At 75.4% G+C, this 695-nt stretch carries 1 protein-coding gene and 1 pseudogene; both read left to right on the top strand.

Annotated elements, in window-relative coordinates; genetic code table 11:
• Positions 1-605: inositol-3-phosphate synthase (locus ACYVE9_RS29620; RefSeq protein WP_461030951.1), on the top strand; the 605-nt coding region annotated here is incomplete at its 5' end.
• Positions 602-695: pseudogene (locus ACYVE9_RS29615) on the top strand (SCO3242 family prenyltransferase); the annotation flags it as partial. The gene ACYVE9_RS29620 and the pseudogene ACYVE9_RS29615, both read left to right, overlap by 4 nt.

Genomic DNA, 695 nt, shown 5'->3' with positions numbered 1-695 from the left:
GCCCCTACGTCGACTTCACCCCGGCCACCGGCCTGCGCCACCCCCGGCTCCGGGAAGCAGCCCGCCGCTCCGGGCTGCCGCACGCCGGCCGGGACGGCAAGACCGGCCAGACGCTGCTGCGCTCGGTACTGGGCCCGATGTTCCACCACCGTGCCCTGCACGTCCGCGCCTGGTCCGGCACCAACCTGCTCGGCGGCGGCGACGGCGCCGCGCTGGCCGACCCGGCCGCCGCAGCCGCCAAGAACGCCGGCAAGGAACGGGTACTCGCCGACACACTCGGCAGCGTTCCCGAGGGCGAGGTGCACATCGACGACGTGCCGGCCCTCGGCGACTGGAAGACCGCCTGGGACCACGTCGCCTTCGACGGCTTTCTCGGCTCCCGCATGATCCTGCAGACCATCTGGCAGGGCTGCGACTCCGCACTCGCCGCGCCCCTCGTGCTCGACCTCGCCCGCATCACCGCCCGCGCCCACGCCGCCGGGCTGTCCGGACCCGTCGAAGGCCTCGGCTTCTACTTCAAGGACCCCGAAACCGGACCGGCCGATCTGCCCTCGCAGTGGCGCGCCCTCACCGCGCTCGCCGCACGACTGGAGTCCGCGCCGTGAGCGCCCGCGACTGGGCCGAACTGCTGCGCGTCTCCGCCCTGTGCAGCGTGCCCGGCGACGCCCTCGCCGGCGCCGCCGCCGCGGGCCGAC

This window comes from Streptomyces sparsus, from assembly GCF_054776295.1.
The sequence above is the reverse complement of the archived record's forward strand: the minus strand, read 5'-3'. Positions and strand labels throughout refer to the sequence as shown.